General features: G+C 62.6%; 18 protein-coding genes, 1 tRNA gene and 1 pseudogene. 14 read left to right on the top strand and 6 right to left on the bottom strand.

What is annotated here, in order from left to right; all coding sequences use genetic code 11:
- Positions 1 to 213: 213 nt before the first annotated feature.
- Positions 214 to 498 carry a hypothetical protein gene (locus FNZ07_RS27105; RefSeq protein WP_091020023.1) on the top strand — a complete coding sequence of 95 codons (285 nt, stop codon included), beginning with the start codon at positions 214 to 216 and terminating at the stop codon, positions 496 to 498.
- A gap of 85 nt (positions 499 to 583) precedes the next feature.
- Here FNZ07_RS27105 and FNZ07_RS27100 read toward each other — a convergent pair.
- The 4 genes from FNZ07_RS27100 to FNZ07_RS27085 all read right to left on the bottom strand — a co-directional run bounded on the left by FNZ07_RS27100 (position 584) and on the right by FNZ07_RS27085 (position 2,823).
- Positions 584 to 658 (bottom strand) — tRNA-Val (locus FNZ07_RS27100).
- A gap of 47 nt (positions 659 to 705) precedes the next feature.
- Positions 706 to 1,458 carry a DNA polymerase III subunit epsilon gene (dnaQ, locus tag FNZ07_RS27095; protein ID WP_091020212.1) on the bottom strand — a complete coding sequence of 251 codons (753 nt, stop codon included), beginning with the start codon at positions 1,456 to 1,458 and terminating at the stop codon, positions 706 to 708.
- A 91-nt stretch (positions 1,459 to 1,549) separates the two neighbouring features.
- The gene (gene rnhA / locus FNZ07_RS27090) at positions 1,550 to 1,996 is read right to left on the bottom strand and encodes a ribonuclease HI (protein ID WP_091020025.1); all 447 of its coding nucleotides are present in this window, start codon (positions 1,994 to 1,996) and stop codon (positions 1,550 to 1,552) included.
- Positions 1,993 to 2,823, bottom strand: a complete 831-nt coding sequence (locus FNZ07_RS27085; protein ID WP_091020215.1) for a class I SAM-dependent methyltransferase — start codon at positions 2,821 to 2,823, stop codon at positions 1,993 to 1,995. The genes rnhA and FNZ07_RS27085 overlap by 4 nt, the downstream gene beginning before the upstream one ends.
- 19 nt (positions 2,824 to 2,842) lie before the next feature.
- On the opposite strand from FNZ07_RS27085, the gene gloB reads away from it, so the two are divergent.
- The 6 genes from gloB (at position 2,843) to FNZ07_RS27055 (ending at position 11,650) form a co-directional block, all read left to right on the top strand.
- On the top strand, positions 2,843 to 3,646 hold the full coding sequence (gloB, locus tag FNZ07_RS27080; protein WP_091020027.1) for a hydroxyacylglutathione hydrolase: 804 nt from the start codon (positions 2,843 to 2,845) through the stop codon (positions 3,644 to 3,646).
- Positions 3,647 to 3,801: 155 nt separating this feature from the next.
- A complete protein-coding gene (locus FNZ07_RS27075; RefSeq protein WP_091020029.1) occupies positions 3,802 to 5,496 on the top strand; it encodes a transglycosylase SLT domain-containing protein in 1,695 nt (564 codons plus the stop codon).
- A 483-nt stretch (positions 5,497 to 5,979) separates the two neighbouring features.
- Complete coding sequence (gene carA / locus FNZ07_RS27070; RefSeq protein WP_091020032.1) at positions 5,980 to 7,143, top strand: glutamine-hydrolyzing carbamoyl-phosphate synthase small subunit; 1,164 nt, start codon at positions 5,980 to 5,982, stop codon at positions 7,141 to 7,143.
- Between the two features lie 102 nt (positions 7,144 to 7,245).
- Positions 7,246 to 10,500 carry a carbamoyl-phosphate synthase large subunit gene (carB, locus tag FNZ07_RS27065; RefSeq protein WP_091020034.1) on the top strand — a complete coding sequence of 1,085 codons (3,255 nt, stop codon included), beginning with the start codon at positions 7,246 to 7,248 and terminating at the stop codon, positions 10,498 to 10,500.
- Between the two features lie 152 nt (positions 10,501 to 10,652).
- The gene (greA, locus tag FNZ07_RS27060) at positions 10,653 to 11,129 is read left to right on the top strand and encodes a transcription elongation factor GreA (protein WP_091020036.1); all 477 of its coding nucleotides are present in this window, start codon (positions 10,653 to 10,655) and stop codon (positions 11,127 to 11,129) included.
- Positions 11,126 to 11,650 (top strand): DUF4149 domain-containing protein, encoded by a 525-nt coding sequence (locus FNZ07_RS27055; protein WP_407670723.1) that lies wholly within the window; start codon positions 11,126 to 11,128, stop codon positions 11,648 to 11,650. Before greA ends, FNZ07_RS27055 begins: the two co-directional genes overlap by 4 nt.
- 48 nt (positions 11,651 to 11,698) lie before the next feature.
- On the opposite strand, the gene FNZ07_RS27050 is transcribed toward FNZ07_RS27055, so the two are convergent.
- The gene (locus tag FNZ07_RS27050; protein WP_091020037.1) at positions 11,699 to 12,235 is read right to left on the bottom strand and encodes a YhbY family RNA-binding protein; all 537 of its coding nucleotides are present in this window, start codon (positions 12,233 to 12,235) and stop codon (positions 11,699 to 11,701) included.
- A 235-nt stretch (positions 12,236 to 12,470) separates the two neighbouring features.
- On the opposite strand from FNZ07_RS27050, the gene FNZ07_RS27045 reads away from it, so the two are divergent.
- The 5 genes from FNZ07_RS27045 to pstS all read left to right on the top strand — a co-directional run bounded on the left by FNZ07_RS27045 (position 12,471) and on the right by pstS (position 18,942).
- Positions 12,471 to 13,133, top strand: a complete 663-nt coding sequence (locus tag FNZ07_RS27045; protein WP_091020039.1) for an RlmE family RNA methyltransferase — start codon at positions 12,471 to 12,473, stop codon at positions 13,131 to 13,133.
- 179 nt (positions 13,134 to 13,312) lie between these two features.
- Positions 13,313 to 15,205: an ATP-dependent zinc metalloprotease FtsH gene (gene ftsH / locus FNZ07_RS27040; RefSeq protein ID WP_091020041.1), complete on the top strand. Its 1,893-nt coding sequence runs from the start codon at positions 13,313 to 13,315 to the stop codon at positions 15,203 to 15,205.
- 198 nt (positions 15,206 to 15,403) lie between these two features.
- Positions 15,404 to 16,204, top strand: a complete 801-nt coding sequence (folP, locus tag FNZ07_RS27035) for a dihydropteroate synthase (protein ID WP_407670727.1) — start codon at positions 15,404 to 15,406, stop codon at positions 16,202 to 16,204.
- A 43-nt stretch (positions 16,205 to 16,247) separates the two neighbouring features.
- Entirely contained in the window at positions 16,248 to 17,606 is a 1,359-nt protein-coding gene (gene glmM, locus FNZ07_RS27030) for a phosphoglucosamine mutase (RefSeq protein ID WP_091020046.1), read from the top strand.
- A 304-nt stretch (positions 17,607 to 17,910) separates the two neighbouring features.
- Positions 17,911 to 18,942, top strand: a complete 1,032-nt coding sequence (gene pstS, locus FNZ07_RS27025) for a phosphate ABC transporter substrate-binding protein PstS (RefSeq protein WP_091020048.1) — start codon at positions 17,911 to 17,913, stop codon at positions 18,940 to 18,942.
- A gap of 3 nt (positions 18,943 to 18,945) precedes the next feature.
- Here the strand turns inward: pstS and FNZ07_RS34205 are convergent, their stop codons facing one another.
- Positions 18,946 to 19,245, bottom strand: a complete 300-nt coding sequence (locus FNZ07_RS34205) for a hypothetical protein (protein WP_249040687.1) — start codon at positions 19,243 to 19,245, stop codon at positions 18,946 to 18,948.
- On the opposite strand from FNZ07_RS34205, the pseudogene pstC reads away from it, so the two are divergent.
- Both pstC and pstA read left to right on the top strand, forming a co-directional pair.
- Positions 19,148 to 20,058 (top strand): annotated as a pseudogene (gene pstC / locus FNZ07_RS27020) (phosphate ABC transporter permease PstC). The gene FNZ07_RS34205 and the pseudogene pstC sit on opposite strands and share 98 nt — an antisense overlap.
- Positions 20,055 to 20,951 (top strand): phosphate ABC transporter permease PstA, encoded by an 897-nt coding sequence (gene pstA, locus FNZ07_RS27015; protein ID WP_091020052.1) that lies wholly within the window; start codon positions 20,055 to 20,057, stop codon positions 20,949 to 20,951. The pseudogene pstC and the gene pstA overlap by 4 nt, the downstream one beginning before the upstream one ends.
- Positions 20,952 to 20,962 lie beyond the last annotated feature (11 nt).

The raw sequence follows: 20,962 nt of genomic DNA, 5'->3' as shown, positions 1-20,962 counted from the left end.
AGCAGTTTAATGTAGGCCAACCTTGGAAGAAACGAAAGCTCAGGGCTGCGATTTAACTCGATTGTGTAAATCGCGTATCGCTAGCTGTTAAACGGATTGCGCAATGGATTCCGCTTAATCCAATCAGGCGCATTGATCCGGCGCTGTCAGCCTCGAACCGGGCTCAGTCCGTTGGTATGATGCCGGGCTTATAACCTCCCGGTGGATGGTGATATGGCAGGGTTAGAAAACTATTATGCTGGTGACGAGAGTTGGGACAACCTCGAAAAACTCGCGCTCAAAGAATATAAGGACGTTCCGGAAGTGCGGGAGATCTCGGCAAGATTGGGCGAAAACCTGGGCCTGGCGTGCGTGATCTATGCAACGATCGGGTGCGGCGGAGCAGAGTGGCTCGATCAAAAAGTGCCGGTTCTCGACGACCTTCGACCGCTTGACTGCATTAACGACCCCGTGTTGATCAAACGGCTACGAGAAGCGTTGATGCGCTTTCCAGTCTAGGAATCGATTCCGGCGATCACGCAGACAAAGAAAAAGGCCCTGGGCATACGCCTCAGAGCCTTTCGTCTTGCGGGTCACGCGAATCTGGTGGGTGGTACAGGGATTGAACCTGTGACCCCTGCCGTGTGAAGGCAGTGCTCTACCGCTGAGCTAACCACCCGAAGAGCGGCGATTATGTCAGAGCTTCGAAACTTCGTAAAGTGCTTTTTAGGCGGGCTGCGAAGAATCGGCAGAGGCACCAGAGGGAGCATCGACAGCCTGGAGCCGCCACACGCTGGTCCCCTTGATCGACTTGTCGAGCCCATCGAGCAGCGCCTGATGCTCCGCCAGTTCCTCGTCGCTAGCGACGATCACCGGCAACTCGAGCGCATCGAGCGCGACGCCCGGCGCGTGCGCATCGCCGCTGGCCGCGCTCTCGCCGATCATGTCGATGACCAGACTTTCCTGGCCGCGCGTCATCGCGAGATAAACCTCGGCGAGCAGTTCCGAGTCGAGCAGCGCGCCGTGCAGCGTGCGGTGCGCATTGCTGATGCCGAAGCGGTCGCATAGCGCATCGAGCGAATTGCGCTTGCCGGGGAACATCGCCTTCGCGCGCACGAGCGTATCGATCACTTCGCCGCAGTTCTTGCTGAACGACGGTAGGCCGAGCAGCGCGAACTCGGCATCGAGAAAGCCGATGTCGAATGGCGCGTTGTGAATGATCAACTCCGCGTCGGAGATGAAATCGCGCAGCGGCGCGGCAATTTCCGCGAACTTCGGTTTGTCGCTGAGGAACTCGGTGGTCAACCCGTGCACGGCGAGCGCGCCGGGATCGCTGTCGCGTTCGGGGTTGATGTAGAAGTGCAGGTTGTTGCCAGTGAGGCGGCGGTTCACCAGTTCAACGCAACCGATTTCGATGATGCGGTCGCCGGTACGGGCATTAAGGCCGGTGGTTTCGGTGTCGAGGATGATTTGACGCATGTCGGTCTGGCCTGCTTCAGAAACTTCGGAATAACGAATGAGAACACGTAAAGAGCGCGCAAATGACGCGCAAAGAGCGCGCTGCGAATACTTAAAGCTCGGCGAGCGACGCGACACCACGGTTCGCAAGCGCATCGGCACGCTCGTTCTCCACATGCCCCGCATGTCCCTTCACCCAGCGCCATTCGATCTCATGCTGCTGGACCGCCTTGTCGAGCCGCTTCCACAGGTCGGCATTCTTCACCGGTGTTTTTGCGGACGTGATCCAGTTGTTCTTTTTCCAGCCGTGAATCCACTCGCTGATGCCTTTCTGCACGTATTTCGAGTCGGTGTGCACGACGGCCTTGCAGGGGCGCTTCAACGCTTCGAGCGCAGCGATCACAGCCATCAGTTCCATGCGGTTGTTGGTCGTGTCGGCTTCGCCGCCGAACAGTTCCTTTTCCTGCGCGCCGTAACGCAGCAGTGCGCCCCAGCCGCCAGGGCCCGGGTTGCCCTTGCAGGCGCCGTCGGTGAAGATTTCGATGAGTTCGGAGGTCATGAGTTCGGGTTGCGTGTATGGGGTGTCGCGGCCGGCGCGAGGCCCGCCTTGAGGACGGGCTTTTTCACTTTCAGCGGGCCGACGAGGTGCATGCCGCGCACGCGCTTGATCGCCGTCACCATGTAGGCCGCGCCGAAGATCGGCCACCAGCGGTCGCCGGCCGCTTCCATGAAGGCATAGCGGGACAGCCATTGATCGGTGGCGAGCGGCGGACGATAACAGCCGAAGCGTCCGCGTTCAAGGTCGAAGCCGAGCAGCTTGATCCAGTCCTTCAGCCGCGTGAACGCAATCAGGTCGACCGCGGCCGGTACGAACGGCCGGCCGGTCATCTTGCCGACCGACTGCCGCGCACCCCACAGCGACAACGAGTTGAAGCCGAGGATGATCAACTGGCCTTCCGGCATCAGTACGCGCTCGGCTTCGCGCAGCAGCCGGTGCGGATCGCTCGTGAATTCCAGCGTGTGCGGCATCACGATCAGATCGACGCTCTGGGCTTCGAACGGCAGGTCGAGCAGGTCGCACCACACCGCGCTGCGTCCCTCGGGTGCGTGCAGTATGGGGGAGGCGGGCAACGCAAGAGGCGCAGAGCCGCCCGGCGGAAACGAATACGGCGCGCTCGCACCGCTGGCCGCGTCGAGCACGAGCCCGCGGCACGACATACGGTTTTCGCGCAGCGCATCGAGTTGCGGCAGGCCAAGCTGCAGCGCGTGGTAGCCGAACACATCGGAGACCACGCGGTCGAGCTGCGCCTGTTCCCACTCGAGCACATAGCGTCCGGGTGGCGAATCGGTCCAGGCGGGCCAGTCTATAATCGGTCGGTCAGACATGTCGAAGAATGCGCGCCCCATGAATACGCTTGAATACGTGCCGGTTCCGGCATTTGATGACAACTACATCTGGCTCGTGTCGGACGGCGTACACGCCGTAGCCGTCGATCCCGGCGAAGCCGCTCCGGTTCGCGCGTATCTGGCGCAAAGGGGCTGGCGGCTGAGCGCTATTTTACTCACGCACCATCATCGCGACCATGTCGGCGGCGTAGCCGATCTGCTGAACGACCAGGATGCGGCCGCGCCGATACCGGTTTTCGGTCCGGCAGGCGAGGCGATCGAGCATCTCACACAGCGGCTCAAGCAGGGCGACCGGGTGCGGATCGCAGCCCCCGCGCTTGAATTCACCGTGCTCGACGTGCCGGGTCACACGAGCGGCCACATCGCGTATTTCCAGGCCACCGATCCGCGCGGCACGCCGCACGTGTTTTGCGGCGATACGCTGTTTGCCTGCGGCTGCGGGCGTCTGTTCGAAGGCACGCCGGCGCAGATGCTCGCATCGCTCGATGCGCTCGCCGCCTTGCCTGGCGCCACCGAGGTTCACTGCGCACACGAATACACGCTGTCGAACATCCGTTTTGCGCTCGCCTGCGAGCCGGAGAACCGCGAACTGCAGGCCTGGCGCGATGAAGCGACCGCGCTGCGCGCGCGTCACGTACCGACGCTGCCTACCACCATCGCTCACGAGCGCGCGGTCAATCCGTTCCTGCGCCCGGACAGCCCGGCGATTCGCGCGACGCTCAACGAGCAGCTTCACGAAACGGTGCCGGATCGATTGACTGCCTTCACGCTGATGCGCGAATGGAAAAATAAGTTCCGCTAACCTGCTGTCCGGTGGGGGCATGCTCACCGAGAAAGTCCAAAAAAATCGCCAAGGCCCGGATTTGGTTAGGTTTTCCCTATATTTTCCATTGACGGAGGCGATGCACTTTCGTACTATCGGCTGCAAATTCCAGTCCTGTGGAAGCCGAGACGTTCATGCGATTTATCCTGAGTGCGTTGCTGGTCCTGATGCTTGCCGCCTGTGCCAGCAAGGGACCGACAACGAGCAATACCCCCACCGCTTCCACCCCCGCCACTGACGCCACCCAGCAAGCCGTCGCCGACGAACTCCGTAAAACCGCTTCTGCGAAAGAAACGATCAACGTCGATCAAGGTTCGGTCGATCAGCTGACAACGGCCGATTCCGATCTTTGGGCGCGCATTCGCCGCGGCTTCCAGATGCCCGATCTGCAGAGCGACCTCGTCGACATGCAGGTGACCTGGTACACGGAGCGACCCGACTACGTGCAGCGCATGACCGAGCGCTCGCAGAAGTACCTGTACCACATCGTCGAGGAGCTCGAGGCACGGCACATGCCGACCGAGCTCGCGCTGCTGCCGTTCATCGAATCCGCGTACAACCCGCAGGCGCTGTCGGTCGCGAAGGCGGCGGGCATGTGGCAGTTTGTCCCGGGTACCGGCCGCACCTACAACCTCAAGCAGAACATGTGGCAGGACGAGCGCCGCGACGTGCTCGCGTCGACGAGCGCTGCACTCGACTACCTGTCGCGCCTGCATGACATGTTCGGCGACTGGTATCTCGCACTGGCTGCGTACAACTGGGGCGAGGGTAACGTGCAGCGCGCGATCGCGCGCAACCAGGCGGCCGGCTTGCCGACCGACTATCAAAGCCTGCGCATGCCTGGCGAGACGCGCAACTACGTGCCGAAGCTGCAGGCGGTCAAGAACATCGTGACGAACCCGCAGACGTACGGGCTCACGCTGCCGTCCATCCCGAATCACCCGTATTTCGTTACCGTTACGACCGCACACGACATCGACGTCGACACAGCGGCGAAGCTTGCGAACATGAGCGGCGACGAGTTCCGGTCGCTGAATCCGTCGTTCAAGAAGCCGGTCATTCTCGGTGCGACGCAACCGCAGATCCTGCTGCCGTTCGACAATGCGAGCGCCTTCGAGCGCAATCTGAAGTCGTATTCCGGGCAGCTGTCGTCGTGGACCACCTACACGGTGACCGAGCGCGCGCGTCCTGCGGCGATCGCGGAAAAGATCGGCGTCGATGCTGACACGCTGATGAGCGTCAACAAGATTCCGGCGGGGATGCGACTCAAGCCCGGCTCGACGATCGTCGTGCCGCGCGGCGATGACGACGACGATGAAGACATCAGCGCGGACGTCGCCGAAAGCGCCGTGCTCGCAATGGAACCGGACGTACCGGACACGCGCAAGATGCTGATCCGCGTGCGCCGCAAACAATCGATGGGCGCGCTTGCCGACCGCTATGGCGTATCGATCGCGCAGTTGAAGGCCTGGAACAGGACGCGTCGCGACCTCGTCACGCCGGGGCAGGTCATCGTGCTGCACGTGCCGGTCGGCAAGGTGATGCCGAGCGAGCCTGGGCCGCAGCGCCTCGCCACCAACGTGCAGGGCGGCAGCGTCGAGAAGATCGGTACACGCGTGGCAGACACGAAGAACGAACCGCGCTACGATAAGAAACATGGTCGGAGCCGCTCCAGCGTTGTCGTCAAGGTAGCGGATCCGGTGGGTAAAGCCAGCAAGCCTGACGCAGCAAAAGGCAAGGCGGCGCCCGCGGGAACGACCGGCAAGGCGTCCAAGGCCGCGGCAGCAAGCCGCCAGAAGACTGCGGCCCGCGCGAAGAAGAGCGACTAGACCAAAAGCGGCTCCCACGGGGGTGACCACATGCGCTGCGGGGGCAGCGCATGGAAGTGCGCTCCGATCACCCCGCGTTTTCCGGCGCCGTCACCCGCGTGACGGCGTTTTCATTGGTGGGTCCGCTTGGTTGATCCGGTTTGTCTGCGTTGTCAGGCCCGTCCGCAAACCCTTACGGGCCGAGGCTCGGGCCGTCCGGTCCCTACCGGATTTGAAGAAAAGGGTGTTTTCCGGCTATAATTCGAAGGTTTGAGCTTATCAACCCGCACCCTAGCGCCTACCGCTCCCATACCGTTCATCCGCCGCGCGCCGCCAACGCTCCGCACCCGCCGAACCACCCGCACAACGGGTCCATCGCGCCAGTGCAACGTTGACAGCGACCCGCGCGAGCGAGCCTGCGCGCGCATCCCGACGATGCGCCTCGCCGCGGCCCGCACGGTCGGATAGACAGGTCGGCAACAGGGTGTTCCCAAGGAGCCTCCCGTGTTGCCGTCTTTTTCTCCCGCTCTGCTCGCGCTCGCCGACGGCACGGTCTTTCGTGGTTACTCGATCGGCGCGCCCGGTCAAACGATCGGCGAAGTCGTCTTCAATACGGCCATCACTGGCTACCAGGAAATCCTGACCGATCCGAGCTACGCGCGCCAGATCGTCACGCTGACGTATCCGCACATCGGCAACGTCGGGGTTAACGCAGAAGACGTCGAAGCCACGAAAGTCCATGCCGCCGGCCTCATCATTCGCGACCTGCCGGTCCTCGCGTCGAACTTCCGTATGGAACGCACGCTCTCCGATTACCTCGTTGACGAAGGTATCGTGGCGATCGCCGGTATCGATACGCGCCGGTTGACCCGTGTACTGCGCGACAAGGGCGCGCAAAACGGCGCGATCGTCGCTGGCGCAGTGGACGAGGCGAAGGCTATCGAACTCGCGCGTTCGTTCCCGGGGCTCGCCGGCATGGACCTCGCGAAGGTCGTCTCGGTCGACAAACCGTATGAATGGACCGAGACCGAATGGCGTCTCGGCGAAGGCTACGGCACGCAGAATGCGCCGAAGTATCGCGTGGTCGCGTTCGACTACGGCGTGAAGCGCAACATCCTGCGCATGCTGGCTCAACGCGGCTGTCACGTCACCGTGCTACCCGCGCAGGCGAGCGCCGAAGAAGCACTCGTGCTCAATCCGGATGGCGTGTTCCTGTCGAACGGTCCTGGCGATCCGGAACCGTGCGACTACGCGATCGCCGCGACCCGCACGTTCATCGAGCGCGGCATCCCGACTTTCGGCATTTGCCTCGGCCATCAGATCATGGGTCTTGCTGTCGGCGCCAGGACGCTGAAGATGAAGACCGGTCACCACGGCGCCAACCATCCGGTGAAGGACCTGCGCGACGGCCGCGTCGTGATCACGTCGCAGAACCACGGCTTCGCAGTCGATGCGGACTCGCTGCCCGCCAACGCGAAGGTGACGCACATCTCGCTGTTCGACGGCACGCTGCAAGGGTTCGAACTGACCGACAAGCCGGCCTTCTGCTTCCAGGGTCACCCGGAAGCATCGCCAGGGCCGCACGACATCGGTTACCTGTTCGATCGCTTCACGGCGCTGATGGACGCGAAGCAGGGCCGCACGGCGACAGCATCGGCAGCGGCATAAGCGCTCGCGACGAGCGCTGCAACAAAGAGCGTGCGCGGCCTGGCAGACGGCCGACCGACGCGCGCCAACGGAAGAACTCAGGAATACATTAGCGAGAGCGTTATGCCCAAGCGGACAGACATCAAGAGCATCCTCATCATCGGCGCGGGTCCGATCATCATCGGCCAGGCGTGCGAGTTCGACTACTCGGGTGCCCAGGCGTGCAAGGCGCTGCGTGAGGAAGGCTACAAGGTCATTCTCGTCAACAGCAACCCGGCGACGATCATGACCGACCCGAATACGGCCGACGTCACGTACATCGAGCCGATCACCTGGGAAGTGGTCGAGCGCATCATCGCGAAGGAACGCCCGGACGCGATCCTGCCGACCATGGGCGGCCAGACCGCGCTCAACTGCGCACTCGATCTTCATCACCACGGTGTGCTGGAAAAGTACAAGGTCGAGCTGATCGGCGCATCGCCGGAAGCGATCGACAAGGCCGAAGACCGCCAGAAGTTCAAGGACGCGATGACGAAGATCGGCCTCGGCTCGGCGAAGTCGGGCGTCGCGCATTCAATGGAAGAAGCGTTGCAGGTGCAGGGCGAAATCGCCGTGCAAACCGGCAGCGGCGGCTACCCTGTGGTGATCCGGCCGTCGTTCACGCTGGGCGGCTCGGGCGGTGGCATCGCGTACAACCGCGACGAGTTCGAAGAGATCTGCAAGCGCGGCCTCGATCTGTCGCCGACGCACGAACTGCTGATCGAAGAGTCGTTGCTCGGCTGGAAAGAGTACGAGATGGAAGTGGTCCGCGACAAGAAGGACAACTGCATCATCGTGTGCTCGATCGAAAACCTCGACCCGATGGGTATCCACACGGGTGATTCGATCACGGTCGCACCGGCGCAAACGCTGACCGACAAGGAATACCAGATCCTGCGTAACGCGTCGCTCGCGGTGCTGCGCGAGATCGGCGTCGACACCGGCGGCTCGAACGTGCAATTCTCGATCAATCCGCAAGACGGCCGGATGGTCGTGATCGAAATGAATCCGCGTGTGTCGCGTTCGTCGGCGCTTGCGTCGAAGGCGACCGGCTTCCCGATTGCGAAGGTCGCGGCGAAGCTCGCCGTCGGCTACACACTCGACGAGCTGAAGAACGAAATCACCGGCGGCCAGACCCCGGCATCGTTCGAACCGACGATCGACTATGTCGTCACGAAGATTCCGCGTTTCGCGTTCGAGAAATTCCGCGAAGCCGACTCGCGCCTGACTACGCAGATGAAGTCGGTCGGCGAAGTGATGGCGATTGGCCGTACGTTCCAGGAGTCGTTCCAGAAAGCGCTGCGCGGTCTCGAAGTGGGCGTCGACGGGCTCGACGAGAAGACGACGAACCGCGACGAGATCATTCGCGAGATTGGCGAAGCAGGTCCGGATCGCATCTGGTATGTCGGCGACGCATTCCGCGCCGGTATGACGCAACAGGAAATCTTCGAAGAAACCGCGATCGACCCGTGGTTCCTCGCGCAGATCGAACAGATCGTGCTGAAGGAAAAGGCGCTGGCCGGCCGCACGCTCGCGAGCCTGTCGACGGAAGAACTGCGTTACCTGAAGCAGAGCGGTTTCTCGGACCGGCGTCTCGCGAAGCTCGTCGGCGCGACGCAGACGGACGTGCGCAAACGCCGTATCGAACTGAACGTGCGCCCGGTGTACAAGCGCGTCGACACGTGCGCGGCCGAGTTCGCGACGAAAACCGCCTACATGTACTCGACGTACGAGGAAGAGTGCGAAGCGCAACCGACGAACAACAAGAAGATCATGGTGCTGGGCGGTGGACCGAACCGCATCGGCCAGGGCATCGAGTTCGACTACTGCTGCGTGCACGCCGCGCTCGCGATGCGCGAGGACGGCTATGAAACGATCATGGTCAACTGCAACCCCGAGACCGTATCGACCGACTACGACACGTCGGACCGCCTGTACTTCGAACCGCTGACGCTCGAAGACGTACTCGAAATCGTCGACAAGGAAAAACCGCTCGGCGTAATCGTCCAGTACGGCGGCCAGACGCCGCTGAAGCTCGCACTCGATCTCGAAGCGAACGGCGTACCGATCGTCGGCACCTCGCCGGACATGATCGATGCAGCCGAAGACCGCGAGCGTTTCCAGAAGCTGCTGCAAACGCTGAATCTGCGTCAGCCGCCCAACCGCACTGCGCGCGCGGAAGACGAAGCGCTCAAGCTCGCCGACGAAATCGGCTATCCGCTCGTCGTGCGTCCGTCGTACGTGCTCGGCGGCCGCGCGATGGAAATCGTGCATGAGCCGCGCGATCTCGAACGCTACATGCGCGAAGCCGTGAAGGTGTCGCACGATTCACCGGTGCTGCTCGACCGGTTCCTGAACGATGCGATCGAATGCGACGTCGACTGTATTTCCGATGGCGAAGCGGTGTTCATCGGCGGCGTGATGGAGCACATCGAGCAGGCCGGCGTGCACTCTGGCGACTCGGCCTGTTCGTTGCCGCCGTATTCGCTGTCGGCGCAGACGGTCGCCGAGCTGAAGCGGCAAACCGCTGCGATGGCGAAGGCGCTGAACGTGGTCGGCCTGATGAACGTGCAGTTCGCGATCCAGCAGGTGCCCCAGGCCGACGGTTCGAAAGAAGACGTGATCTACGTGCTCGAAGTGAACCCGCGTGCATCGCGCACGGTGCCGTATGTATCGAAGGCAACGAGCCTGCCGCTCGCGAAGATCGCGGCCCGCGCGATGGTCGGCCAGACCCTCGCGCAGCAGGGCGTGACGAAGGAGGTCGTGCCGCCGTACTTCAGCGTGAAGGAAGCGGTGTTCCCGTTCATCAAGTTCCCGACGGTCGACCCGGTGCTCGGACCGGAAATGCGTTCGACGGGCGAAGTGATGGGTGTCGGCCAGACGTTCGGCGAGGCTCTCTTCAAGTCGCAACTCGCGGCCGGTTCGCGTCTGCCCGAGTCGGGCACCGTGCTGCTGACGGTGATGGACGCCGACAAGCCGAAGGCCGTCGAAGTCGCGCGCATGCTGCACGAACTCGGCTATCCGCTCGTCGCAACACGCGGCACCGCGGCGGCAATCGAGGCGGCCGGCGTGCCGGTGAAGGTCGTGAACAAAGTGAAGGACGGCCGTCCGCACATCGTCGACATGATCAAGAACAGCGAGATCGCACTCGTGTTCACGACCGTCGATGAAACGCGCGCCGCGATCGCCGATTCGCGTTCGATCCGCATGAGCGCGCAGGCGAACAAGGTGACGTACTACACGACGATGTCGGGTGCGCGCGCCGCGGTTGAAGGGTTGCGCTACCTGAAGGACCTCGAAGTCTATGATTTACAAGGGCTGCATGCTCGCCTAAACTAAGGCTTCGACTACCAGTCAAAGACGTAAGTGCCGCGGTTAAGCGGCGTCCCTCAGGGCACCGGCCAGTCAGTTTTACTGCAGCCAGCTCCTCCGGGGATGCACTTAACCGCGGTGATTTTTTTTATGGCCGTTTTTTGCCACCAGAGTTGTTTATGAGCACTATTCCCTTGACGAAGCGCGGCGCAGACAAGCTGCGCGACGAACTTCAACGTCTGAAATCGGTTGAACGCCCGGCTGTGATCAATTCGATCGCGGAAGCGCGTGCCCAGGGCGACCTGTCGGAAAACGCCGAATACGACGCGGCGAAAGAAAAGCAGGGCTTCATCGAAGGCCGTATTGCGGACATCGAATCGAAGCTTGCCGCCGCGCAGGTCATCGACCCGTCTGGGGTCGACGCGGAAGGCCGCATCGTGTTTGCAGCGACCGTCGAACTCGAAGATCTTGCGTCCGGCGCATCGGTGACCTATCAGATCGTCGGCGACGACGAAGCAGACCTCGAGCACGGCCTGATCTCGATCAGCTCGCCGATCGCGCGGGCATTGATCGGCAAGTCGGAAGGCGACGTCGCATCGGTGCAGGCGCCGAGCGGCGTGCGCAAGTACGAGATCATCTCGGTGCGCTACGTTTGAGCGTCGCTGTGTCGCCGTCGCCGCTACCGCATCGCGTGTTCCGGCTGCTTACCGTGTTCTGGGTCGGCAGCCTGCTGACCATCGGTTATGTCGTCGCGCCCGTGCTATTCGCATCGCTCGAGCGGATGAGCGCCGGCGCGGTCGCCGCGCAGCTGTTTCATATCGAAGGGTTGATGGGCATCGTGTGCGGCGTGTTGCTGCTCGTGCTCGGCAACCGGCTGATACGCGCCGGCGAAGATGGCTATCGACGGTTGCGCTGGCTGGTTGCCGGGATGCTTGTTTGCGTGCTGATCGGCTACTTCGCGCTGCAGCCGTTCATGAATGCGCTGCGCATGGACGCGCTGAATGAAGGCGTGGACGTTGGGCACTCCGCGTATGCGATGCGTTTTGGCATCCTGCACGGCGTGTCCAGTCTGTTTTATCTGATCGAGAGCCTGCTCGGTCTTGCGCTTGTCTGGAAGTTGCCGGCAGGCGCGAACCCTGTTGCGTCAGTTGTGCCGCCGGATGCGCGCGACCGATAGGCCCCCGGTTCGCGCGTGGCAGGCAAGCCCCGAGCCGGAGCGCGCCGCTTACTTGCTGGTCTGATGCTGGCGCTTTGCGCCCGTCTGCCGTTTCTTCGCCCGCTTGATGTTGCCGCCCGCCGTGACGCGTTCGTTGCCGCGGACCACCATCTTTTGTGCTTTCGGCTTGCGCACCGGGCTGTCGGTCGGCTTGACGACCTTGACCACGCGCGGCGCACGACCCTTGCCCGGTTTGCTGTCGGCTTCGGCGGCTTCGCGGGCGCTTGGGGGCATCGTGCTGCGGCGACCCTTGACGACCGGTGCAGCAGGGCCCTCCGGTTTCCAGATCACCAGCAGCTTGCCGATATGCTGGATCGGCGCGGCATTCAACTGGTCGCAGATCTGTTCATAGACGGCGATCCGCTCTTCGCGCTCGTCGCCGAACACGCGGATCTTGATCAGTTGATGGGCGGCCAGGTGGACCTTGATCTCGGCCAGTACCGGGTCAGTCAGCCCTTCGGCGCCGACCAGTACGACCGGTTTGAGCGCGTGGGCCTGGGAGCGCAATTCGGCGCGTTGATCGGAAGAAACGTTAAGGGCTGGCATGGGGTTTGGGAGACTCGACTAAAATGGCGGCGCCTGCAGCTTGAGGGCTGGGCCTTGGTGTTCGACAGATTTCGACAACGTCCGGGATATCCGGCGATGCCTGGCAGTAACGGCGAACGGCACGCCAGAACACGAAAACGCGGGTAACAGCCAACTTTGATGGACGGCCGCCGCGCTAATTAAACGCGTATTATCCGCTAAAAGTGCGGTATCACGCAGCAAGAGTTCATCGTTAATGGCAAAAAACCGCTTCAACCACTCGTGGCTACACGACCATATCAACGACCCGTACGTGAAGATGGCGCAACGGGAAGGCTACCGTGCCCGGGCAGCGTACAAGCTCAAGGAAATCGACGAACAGGACAAGCTGATCAAGCCTGGCCAGGTGATCGTCGATCTCGGCTCGACGCCCGGCAGCTGGAGCCAGTACGCGCGCAACAAGCTCGCGCAGGGCGCGCAGCGCGATGCGACGCGCGAGGGCGGCATCGACGGCACCGTGATTGCGCTCGACCTTCTGCCGATGGAGCCGATCGCCGACGTGCAGTTCATCCAGGGCGACTTTCGCGAAGACAGCGTGCTCGCGCAGCTCGAAGAAATGGTCGGAGAGCGCCAGGTGGACCTTGTAATTTCGGACATGGCGCCCAACCTGTCGGGAGTGGCGTCCGCGGATGCCGCGCGAATCGAGCATGTATGCGATCTCGCGCTGGAGTTTTCGCAAAACCACCTGAAATCAGATGGCGCCCTTTTAGTCAAATGTTTTCATGGCAGCGGTTACAGCCAGATTGTCGAAAAGTTCAAGCAACAATTTAAAACGGTTGCGGCCCGCAAGCCGAGAGCATCGCGGGATAAATCGTCTGAAACGTTTATTTTGGGTAGGCATTTGAAACATCCCCGATAACGGCGTGCGAAGTCCGGGTCTGCATATCCCGGAATCGCCGGAAGTCCCCGCCGGAGCGGCCGAGCGCTATTTGTGCAGTAGCGATTGGTTATGGCAGGCCCCTGCGGACTGGATTAGAATGCCTGAGTGGTGCCGCAAGGAAAATGTAGGCGCCCGTCAATGAGTGAAGGAGTGGTGCTTTGAACAACAACATGTTTTCGAAGGCAGCAGTGTGGCTGGTTATCGCACTGGTGCTGTTTACGGTGTTCAAGCAGTTCGACAAGCCCCGTGTCCAGGAAGGCGTTTCCTATTCGCAGTTCATGGACGACGCCAAGACCGGTAAGGTCAAGAACGTCATCGTTCAGGGGCGGAACCTCACGGTCACTCCCGCAGACGGTCCGAAGTACCAGATCGTGTCGCCGGGCGACATCTGGATGGTCGGCGATCTGATGAAGTACGGCGTTCAGGTGAGCGGCAAGGCTGACGACGAACCGAGCGCGCTGATGTCCGCGCTGTATTACCTCGGACCGACCATCCTGATCATCGGCTTCTGGTTTTACATGATGCGGCAGATGCAGGGGGGCGGGAAGGGCGGTGCGTTCTCGTTTGGCAAGTCCCGTGCGCGTCTGATCGACGAAAACAACAACGCCATCAATTTCACCGACGTCGCCGGCTGCGACGAAGCCAAGGAAGAAGTGTCCGAGCTGGTCGATTTCCTGCGCGATCCGCAGAAGTTCCAGAAGCTCGGCGGGCGGATTCCTCGCGGCGTGCTGCTGGTCGGCCCGCCGGGAACCGGCAAGACCTTGCTCGCACGCGCTATCGCGGGCGAAGCGAAGGTGCCGTTCTTCAGCATCTCGGGTTCGGACTTCGTCGAAATGTTTGTCGGCGTGGGCGCGGCCCGCGTGCGCGACATGTTCGAACAGGCGAAGAAGCACGCACCGTGCATCGTGTTCATCGATGAAATCGATGCGGTCGGTCGTCATCGCGGTGCCGGCATGGGCGGCGGCAACGACGAGCGCGAACAGACGTTGAACCAGATGCTCGTGGAAATGGACGGTTTCGAGGCCAATTCCGGCGTCATCGTGATCGCTGCGACAAACCGCTCCGACGTGCTCGACAAGGCGCTGCTGCGTCCGGGCCGTTTCGACCGTCAGGTGTATGTGGGGCTGCCGGACATCCGCGGTCGCGAGCACATCATGAAGGTGCATCTGCGCAAGGTGCCGATCGCCAACGACGTCGACGCAGCGGTCATCGCACGCGGCACGCCGGGCTTCTCGGGCGCCGATCTCGCGAACCTCGTCAACGAAGCGGCCTTGTTCGCCGCACGCCGCGGCAAGCGCATCGTCGAAATGGCGGACTTCGAGGACGCGAAGGACAAGATCTTCATGGGACCGGAGCGCAAGTCCGCGGTTATCCGTGAAGAATCGAAGCGCGCAACTGCGTACCACGAGTCGGGCCACGCGGTCATTGCGAAGCTGCTGCCGAAGGCCGATCCGGTGCACAAGGTCACGATCATTCCGCGCGGTCGCGCACTGGGTGTGACGTGGCAGTTGCCGGAACACGACAACGAAACGTATTCGAAGGACTATCTGCTCGACCGTCTCGCCATTCTGTTTGGCGGTCGCGTGGCGGAAGAACTGTTCCTGAACCTGATCAGCACCGGCGCATCGGACGACTTCAACAAGGCGACGGCTACGGCGCGCGCCATGGTTGCCCGCTTCGGCATGACCGACGCGCTCGGACCGATGGTCTACGTCGATGATGAAAACGATGCGACGCCGTTCGGTCGCGGGTTCACGCGCACGATCTCCGAAGCGACGCAGCAAAAGGTCGATTCTGAAATCCGCCGCGTGCTCGACCAGCAGTACAACCTCGCACGCAGTCTGCTCGACGCGAACCGCGACAAGGTCGAAGCGATGACCGCTGCCCTGATGGAATGGGAAACGATCGACGCCGATCAGATCAACGACATCATGGACGGCCGGCCGCCGCGCTCACCGAAGACCAGTTCGTCCCCGCCGGCAGGCGATGCGTCGTCGGGTGGCAGCACGGGTACCGAAGTCAAGTCGGGCAGCGCAACTGCACCGGCCTGACCTGAACTGCCTCTACGTACGTTAAGTACGGGCCGGTGTGATATCGCACCGGCCCGTTTTGCATTCTTCGTTTTGCATTCTTCTTTTACGCAGCCCTGCTAGTCCAGTTTCGTGTCGAACATCGATTTGCTGTCTCGCCCCGTCCCCGGTCCGCTCCAATGCGGGCGCTTCACGCTCTCGTTCGAGCGGCCGCTCGTGATGGGCATCCTGAACGTCACGCCCGACTCCTTTTCCGATGGCGGCCGCTACGCTGCGTACGGCGACGCGCTGCGGCAGGCCGAGCGGATGATGCTCGACGGCGCGGATATGCTCGACATCGGCGGGGAATCGACGCGGCCGGGCGCGCCCCCGGTGTCGCTCGACGAAGAACTGGAACGCGTGATCCCGCTGGTCGAAGCGCTGCACGGCGCGAACGTGCCGCTCTCCGTCGACACCTACAAACCCGGCGTAATGCGCGCGGCGCTCGCGGTCGGTGCGGATCTGATCAACGATGTCTGGGGCTTTCGCATGCCTGGCGCGATCGAGGCCGTGCGTGACAGCAACTGCGGTCTGTGTGCGATGCACATGCTCGGCGAGCCGCGCACGATGCAGATCGGCGAGCCGGCTTACGAAGACGTGGTGCGCGACGTGCGCCGTTTTCTGACCGAGCGCGTCGACGCATTACGCGCGGCGGGCATTGCCCAGGCACGCATCGCCGTCGACCCCGGCTTCGGTTTCGGCAAGACGGCGATCGAGCAGAACTACACGTTGCTCGCGCATCTACTGGAATCGGCGCCGCAGCTTGACCCACCGTTGCCGGTGCTCGCAGGCATGTCGCGCAAATCGATGCTCGGCGCAGTGACCGGGCGCGCCGCGCCCGACCGGCTGGCGGCGAGCCTCGCCGCCGCGGTCTGCGCAGCTGAACGCGGCGCCGCGATCGTGCGCGTGCACGACGTCGCGCCGACCGTGGATGCCTTAAAAATCTGGACCGCGATGCGCGATGTCGTGCGTCGTGGTTGAACCTCTCAGTTGAACCCTTCAAGCAAGAAAGGAAGAACGCACAATGGCACGTCGCTATTTCGGTACCGATGGGATTCGCGGCAAGGTCGGCGATGCGCCGATCACGCCCGACTTCGTGTTGCGGCTCGGCTATGCCGCAGGGAAGGTGCTGGCGGGCGCTGACCGCTGGGCGCAGACCGGCACGCGACCTACGGTGCTGATCGGTAAGGACACGCGCGTTTCGGGCTACATGCTGGAAGCCGCGCTCGAATCGGGCTTCTCGGCGGCGGGCGTAGACGTGATGCTGGCCGGTCCGATGCCGACGCCGGGGGTGGCGTACCTGACGCGTGCTTTGCGCCTCGCTGCGGGCGTCGTGATCAGCGCCTCGCACAATCCTTACTACGACAACGGCATCAAGTTCTTCTCCGCCGACGGCAACAAGCTGCCCGACGAGATCGAACACAAAATCGAAGAGCAGCTGGACAAGCCGCTCGCGTGCGCATCGTCGGAGCAACTGGGCAAGGCACGCCGGCTCGATGACGCGGCGGGCCGCTACATCGAGTTCTGCAAGAGCACGTTTCCCGCCGCGTTCGATCTGCACGGCATGAAACTCGTCGTCGATTGCGCGCACGGCGCCGCCTACGACATCGCACCGCACGTATTCCACGAGCTCGGCGCCGAAGTGATACCGATCGGAGTTGCGCCGAACGGCTTCAATATCAACGATGGCGTCGGCGCCACGGCGCCGGACGCGCTGGTGCGCGCAGTGCGGGCGAATCGCGCGGACTTCGGTATTGCGCTCGATGGCGATGCCGATCGTGTGCAGGTGGTCGATTCGACGGGGCGACTCTATAACGGCGACGAACTGCTGTATGTGCTCGTCAAGGACCGCGTCGCCACCGACGGCAAGGTCGAAGGCGCAGTCGGCACGCTGATGACCAACATGGCCGTCGAAGTCGCGCTGCGGCGTGCGGGCGTGAAGTTCGTGCGGGCCGCGGTCGGCGACCGCTACGTGCTCGAACAGTTGCACGAGCACGGCTGGCAACTCGGCGCCGAAGGATCGGGCCACATCCTGTCGCTCGACCGCCATTCGACCGGCGACGGCATCGTGTCATCGCTGCTCGTGCTGGCGGCGATGAAGCGCAGCGGCAAGTCGCTGCATCAACTGCTCGATGGGGTGACGCTGTTTCCGCAGAAGCTGATCAACGTGCGGATGAAGCCGGGCGCCGACTGGAAGGGCAGTGACGCGATCCGTCACGCGATCGCCGATGCCGAGCGCGCGCTCGATGACAAAGGCCGTGTGCTGATCCGCGCCTCCGGTACCGAGCCGGTGCTACGCGTGATGGTCGAGGCCGAGCATGAGCGCGACGCCTCAAAGCACGCGGAAGCTATCGCAGCCGTGGTGAAGCAGGCCACGGCCTGAACGGCTAAGGCCACTGCGACGACCGCAACGACCGCATCGGCGGCTAAAACCCGCCGATGCCCACTGCATTTTTCCCCAGAAAAACCGTGTGATGCGAACAAAGCAAACGTTCGCGTCCGCTTTTTTTCGCCTAATCTCTACCAATACGGTAAAAACGTCGCGCCCGCTACGTTTTCAGATGCGCTTTGCCTTTCATCACCGTAATAGATTTGACACACCTCCTTCACGGTTAGTCACGTTACTGTCATAAAGAGACCATAAGCTTCGCGGTGTCCTGCAATCCGCTCACACCACTGGAGGTCTCATGAAATTGATGCAAACCGTGTTCGCTGGCGTGGCTGGCGCGCTTTTCGCGATCGCAGCACAAGCCGCCGACGTAACCGGCGCGGGCAGCACCTTCGCAGCACCGATCTACACGAAATGGGCTGACGCCTATCAAAAGTCGGGCGGCGGCAAGATCAACTATCAAGGTATCGGCTCGTCGGGCGGCATCAAGCAGATCATCGCCAAAACGGTCGATTTTGCCGGTTCGGACGCTCCGCTGAAGGATGACGACCTCGCGAAAGACGGTCTGTTCCAGTTCCCGACAGTGGTTGGCGGCGTCGTGCCGGCGATCAACGTGCCGGGCGTGAAGCCGGGCGAACTGGCGCTGTCGGGCGAACTGCTCGGCGACATCTACCTCGGCAAGATCAAGAAGTGGAACGACCCGGCCATCGCCGCGCTGAACCCGAAGGTCAAGCTGCCGGATACGGACATCGCAGTCGTGCGCCGTGCAGACGGTTCGGGCACGAGCTTCATCTGGACGAACTATCTGTCCAAGGTGAACCCGGAATGGAAGTCGAAGGTCGGCGAAGGCACGACGGTGAACTGGCCGGTCGGTACGGGCGGCAAGGGTAACGACGGCGTGGCGGCATTCGTGCAACGTCTGCCGGGCGCAATCGGCTACGTCGAATGGGCGTACGCGAAGCAGAACCACATGACGTACGCGTCGCTGAAGAATGCGTCGGGTGCCGTGGTCGAGCCGGGCACGGAAAGCTTCAAGGCGGCTGCTGCTGGCGCGGACTGGAAGAAGTCGTTCTACCAGATCCTCACGAACGAGCCGGGCAAGGACGCATGGCCGGTGGTCGGCGCGACGTTCGTGCTGCTGCACACGGCGCAGGACAAGCCGGAGCAAGGCAAGGAAACGCTGAAGTTCTTCGACTGGGCATTCAAGAACGGCGGTTCGGCTGCCGACGAACTCGATTACATCTCGCTGCCGTCGTCGGTGGTGAGCGAAATCCGTTCGCAGTGGAAAGACAAGGTGAAGGATACGGCTGGCAAGGCGATCGCCGAGTAAGCTTCATCCGTCTAGCAGGGTGACCCGCCGCCCGGCCACGCGTTCAGCGCGTGGCCGGGCGGCCGCAGTACTGGCGGGAGGCGTCGTGCCGTCCCGCATCTGGAAACAGGTTCTCATGTCCGACATCCATCTCGTGTCGAATACGCCCGGCGCCCGTCCGCCCGGCAGCGCGGCGCAGCAGAAGGCGCCCAGCCGCGCCGGCGACGTGATCTTCGGGGCACTCGCCTGGCTCGCCGCGATCGTGACGTTGCTGCTGCTCGGCGGCATCATCGTTTCGCTGGTCGTCGCCTCCTGGCCGTCCATTCATCAATTCGGTTTCAGTTTCCTCTGGACCTCCGACTGGGATCCCCCAGCCAGAAATTCGGCGCGCTCGTTCCGATCTACGGGACCATTGCGACGTCGATCATTGCACTCGTCATCGCGGTGCCGGTCAGCTTCGGCATCGCGCTATTCCTCACCGAACTTTCGCCCGCCTGGCTGCGCCGGCCGCTCGGCATCGCGATCGAACTGCTCGCCGCGATTCCGTCGATCGTCTACGGCATGTGGGGCTTGCTCGTGTTCGCGCCGATCTTCGCCGAGTGGTTCGAAAAGCCGCTCGGCCAGCTGCTCGGCGGCCTGCCGATCGTCGGCGCGCTGTTCCAGGGCGCACCGATCGGTATCGGCATCCTGTGCGCCGGTGTGATTCTCGCGATCATGATCATTCCGTACATCGCCGCGGTGATGCGCGACGTGTTCGAAGTGACACCGGTGCTGCTGAAGGAATCGGCCTACGGCATCGGCTGCACGACGTGGGAAGTGATGTGGAAGATCGTGCTGCCGTTCACGAAGTCGGGTGTGATCGGCGGTGTCATGCTCGGTCTCGGCCGCGCACTCGGCGAAACGATGGCGGTTACGTTCGTGATCGGCAATACGAACCTGCTCGATAACGTCTCGCTGTTCTCGCCGGGCAACAGCATCACGTCGGCGCTTGCCAACGAGTTCGCCGAAGCGGACCCGGGGCTGCACATCTCCGCGCTGATGGAACTGGGCCTGATTCTCTTTGTGATCACCTTCATCGTTCTGGCGATCTCCAAGATCATGCTGCTGCGTATGGAACGAGGGGAGGGCGCGAAATGAGCGAGCCGATCCTGAACATGCCGGGTCTTGCCGATCCGGCGGCACTCGAAGCAACGCGCAACCGCCTGCAACGGCGCCGCCGCGGCATCAACGCGGTGGCGCTCATGCTGTCGCTGGCCGCGATGGCGTTTGGGCTGCTGTGGCTGGTCTGGATTCTGTACACGACGCTGCACCTCGGCATCGGTGGTCTGTCGATCGAGCTGTTCACGCAGTCGACGCCGCCGCCGAACACCGATGGCGGTGGCCTCGCGAATGCGATTGTCGGCAGCCTGCTGATGGTCGTGCTGGCCACGTTCGTCGGTACACCGATCGGCGTGCTGGCGGGCGTCTACCTCGCGGAATACGGTCAGAAGAGCTGGCTTGCGAGCATCACACGCTTCATCAACGACATCCTGCTGTCCGCACCGTCGATCGTTGTCGGCCTGTTCGTGTATGCGCTGATGGTGCCGAGAATGGGCCACTTCAGCGGCTGGGCGGGGGTGATGTCGCTGGCGCTGCTGCAGATCCCGATCGTGATCCGCACAACCGAAAACATGCTGAAGCTGGTGCCGAACGCACTGCGCGAAGCAGCATTCGCGCTCGGCACGCCGAAGTGGAAGATGGTGCTGTCGATCACGCTGAAGGCATCGATCGCCGGCATCGTCACCGGTGTGCTGCTGGCGATCGCGCGGATCGCAGGCGAGACCGCGCCGTTGTTGTTCACCGCGCTGTCGAACCAGTTCTTCTCGCTGGACCTGAACCAGCCGATCGCGAATCTGCCGGTGACGATCTACAAGTTTGCGATGAGCCCGTTCTCGCAATGGCAGTCGCTCGCGTGGGCCGGGGTGTTCCTGATTACGCTCGGGGTGCTGGGATTGAACATCCTCGCGCGCTCGATCTTTTCGAAAAAGTAAGGGCGGAGCAA

It is taken from the genome of Paraburkholderia megapolitana (genome assembly GCF_007556815.1).
GTDB classification, from domain to species: domain Bacteria; phylum Pseudomonadota; class Gammaproteobacteria; order Burkholderiales; family Burkholderiaceae; genus Paraburkholderia; species Paraburkholderia megapolitana.
This window is presented reverse-complemented; position numbering and strand designations above follow the sequence as displayed.